The 3,284-nt window shown below is 63.1% G+C and carries 3 protein-coding genes; all 3 read left to right on the forward strand.

What is annotated here, in order from left to right; genetic code table 11:
- Positions 1-836: hypothetical protein (locus GXW74_RS27620; protein WP_211850123.1), on the forward strand; the 836-nt coding region annotated here is incomplete at its 5' end.
- A 107-nt stretch (positions 837-943) separates the two neighbouring features.
- Positions 944-2,977, forward strand: a complete 2,034-nt coding sequence (locus GXW74_RS27625) for an AAA family ATPase (RefSeq protein ID WP_211850126.1) — start codon at positions 944-946, stop codon at positions 2,975-2,977.
- Between the two features lie 10 nt (positions 2,978-2,987).
- Positions 2,988-3,284: hypothetical protein (locus GXW74_RS27630; protein WP_211850128.1), on the forward strand; the 297-nt coding region annotated here is incomplete at its 3' end.

Raw genomic sequence — 3,284 nt, forward strand, 5'->3', positions numbered from 1 at the left:
TATGCTATCGGCTCAACATCGCTGGCCCCATCTCTCAATGTGGACTTATGGACGACGATCTAGACAGCATTGTCTCGGTGATGTGGCCCATACCCGATACGACCTGGTTCTTGGTCCTAGCGGCCAAAGGTGACGAAGTCCGGGTAAACTTCGTTGACTGGATGCCGAAGGCCGAAGACTTTCGGCCTAAGCGGGTGACAGGGCCGGACGGCGCAGAGCCCGCTGACTTGTTTGCAGGCATGCCTCTGCATGTTGCAGCGCATAGCCGATGCAGTCCTTCGATGTTCGGGTTGCTGTCGAAGGTGGGCGACAGGTCGTTGGACAGCGTCGAGTTGCGCGCCCTTGTGCGGCCAGTCCTAGATGCAGTCCGTCGCGGCGACCTCGTTATGGCCGGGAAGCCATCTCAGCGCGGACCAGACGCGACCTATGTGCGGTTCGAGCCTGGGGACATCAGCGAGTTGGAGTTCGACGTCCTCCGGGGTCTCGCCAGGATGACGGCGGGGACCGTGGAGCATTCCTTCCGTTCGGTGAGGACCTTCACGCCAGATGAGTGGCGCGTCGTCGCGGCGGCGCGAGGCCGCCTGTCGCCGAAGGTTCGACGCTCAGCGGTGGAAACCCCGCAGGCAAAGACACCGGCGTCGGTCGCGTCGGTCGAAACGTGGATGACCGAGGAGGCCGAGAACACACTCCGCCGGACGGGTCAGCCACCCAAGCGCGAAGCCCTTATTGCCGACGCGCGGCGCATTTTCGACGTGCCAGTCCGCCGCGCCAAGGAGGCTTTCGAGAAGCTCCCTGCGTACCTACGAAGACGGCGAGGCCACAAATCGAGGCCGTGAAATCGGACGGTGAAATCGAACGCCGATTTGCGGCTGTTCGATGTCTCATTTGGACGACGACCCGCCGCATGCGGTGAATGGAGGGCATCCAGAGAACGAGGATGCCCATGTCTGAAACACCCTACCTCCCCTCGGAGGTCCCACAACCCGAACCCGACATCGCGACCGCCAACGTCGACTGGGCGTTGGCATACCACCGTCTTGGCTGGACGCCGCTGCCCGCCCACTACCCTGTTCCAGACCATCACGGAACCGTCTCCTGCTCGTGCGGCAGCCCGACCTGTGGGAAATCAGCGGGGAAGCATCCGATACGTGCGTGGCGCGCACATCAGGCCCATCGCCCCAATGAGGTGGACCTTCAACGGGAATTCTCGGGTAACGAGAAATACAACGTTGCGCTCGTTCAAGGCGCGATTTCGAACACCATCGTGCTCGATTTCGACGGCCCTCGCGGTTTGGGCACTCTTGAGCGTCTGGAACGGGAATTCGGTCCGCTCCCCGCTGGCCCGAGCGTCGAAACACCAGGCGGTGGTGTTCACCTGTTCTTCGCTCACCCTGGGATTCACGTCCCTACCCGTAAAGATCTCGACGACGGCTTCGACGTCCGGGGCGACGGCGGAATCAACATCGCGCCTCCATCGGTCCACCTGAGCGGAGGGTTGTATCGCTGGGGCGATGGCCTCAGTCCCGGCGATATTGACGCTCCGCCCCTGCCCCACAGGTGGGTGGATTTCATCGTCGCCCCCAAGGTGCCACAAGCCGCGAAATCCACGCAGCGATCCAGTTCCAGCATTCCGTCGGGGGATGGCGCGACGCTCATCCAGGACGGTCGCGAAGAGTACATGCGCAACACGATCTGGGCGGTTCTGAACGACCTTCAGAACCAAACTGGTCGCGTTCCGAGCGAAAGCGAACTCTTCGAGGCCGCCTGGCCGCAATACGAGAGGCATGTGGACCTGAGTCGGCCCGGGCGCGGCGTCGATGAGTTTCTCCGGAAGTGCAGCTACGCTGTCGGGCGAGCACGTGGAGGGACCGACGGGTCGGCGCCCGAAACGCGTCCCGCCACAAACAAGCAGGACGCCCGAGCCAACGCTCGCCTGCCGGTGTTGACGACCCAGGAGGCTGTTTCGCTCCCGCCGCCAGAGTGGTTGATCGAAGGTCTGATCGTCCGCGACACGCTGTCCGTCGTCTATGGTCCTCCGCGTTCCCTGAAGTCCTTTCTTGCGCTCCACATCGGACTGTCCATCGCGCATGGCGTTCCTTGGGGAGCGACAACGCCTGCCCCGGTAGGGGTTGCCTACGTCGCGGCCGAAGGCGCTGCTGGCCTTGGAAGGCGCATTCAGGCTTGGGAGCAGTATCATCACGTCGCCGGGGCTTCGAACCGCTTCCGGTTGATTCCCGCGACGATCAACCTACGACATCCTGAGACGGTCAGCCTTCTCATTGAGGCTTTGCGCGCCGAGGAATCGAAAGGCTCCTTTCCTATCGGGCTGATCGTCTTCGATACGCTCGCGCGGAGCATGGTGGGCGGCGACGAGAACAGCGCGCTCGAAATGGGGCAGGTGATCGACGCCGCAGACCGACTTCGGCGGGAGTTCAAGAGTTCGGTCATGCTGATCCATCACACGGGCAAAGACCGGGCTCGCGGAATGCGAGGATCAAACCGACTGCTCGGCGACGTGGATACGTCCTTGGAGGTCGAACGATCCGAGAGCACCGGCAACCTGACGGTTCACGTGCGTAAGCAGAAGGACGCGGAAGACGGGCAAAGCTATGGCTTCCTCACCCAGTCGGTCGAACTGCCTCTGCGCCCCGGTCGAGGACAGGAGCATGGACTGGTCGTGGTGCCAAACCCAGTCTTGCCGCAGTGCCTCCAAGCGGAACAGTATGACGCCATACGCATCGACATCGCCAAGGCGATGCACCCGGGCGAGTGCCTGACGGTCAGTGGCCTCATCACGCGACTTCGCCTTGGACGAGGGGCGACGTCGTACAGCCGAATCACCGACGCCTTGCCGGAGGGGCTGGCAGTTGTCGCGGGAACGGCGCGCGATAGCCGCATCCTCCGGAGAGAGCCTGACCCGAAGGGCACATCGAAATGGGGCGTGGTGACGTGTACGCGTCCGGGCGAGGGCGCCTGACATGGCTCGCATGGACTACGAACGAGCGCGCCGCTTGGAGCGGGCTCAGCGCGCCTATTTCGAGACCCGGCACGAGATGTCGAATGCGAAGCCCGCCCAGGCGAAGAAGGCCCGGAGCGGTGTTCGGAAGAAGGTCCGACCGTCACGAAAGCAGGAAGCTTGGCGCGCGAGCGACCTCAACTACTGCATCGTGTGGCTGATGAAGCTGCACGGCGTCGGGTACCGCAAAGCTCAACGGTTGTTCGACGCCACTGAGCGCGCGGTGCGAAATGCCATGATGGCGAAGGCGAGTATCCTCAGGCGCCAG

This window comes from Neoroseomonas eburnea, assembly GCF_018129005.1.
Classification (GTDB): Bacteria; Pseudomonadota; Alphaproteobacteria; order Acetobacterales; family Acetobacteraceae; genus Neoroseomonas; species Neoroseomonas eburnea.

Excerpts from the sequence above, each read along its gene's own strand:
- GXW74_RS27625 (WP_211850126.1), top strand. The coding sequence starts at position 944 with ATGTCTGAAACACCCTACCTCCCCTCGGAGGTCCCACAACCCGAACCC.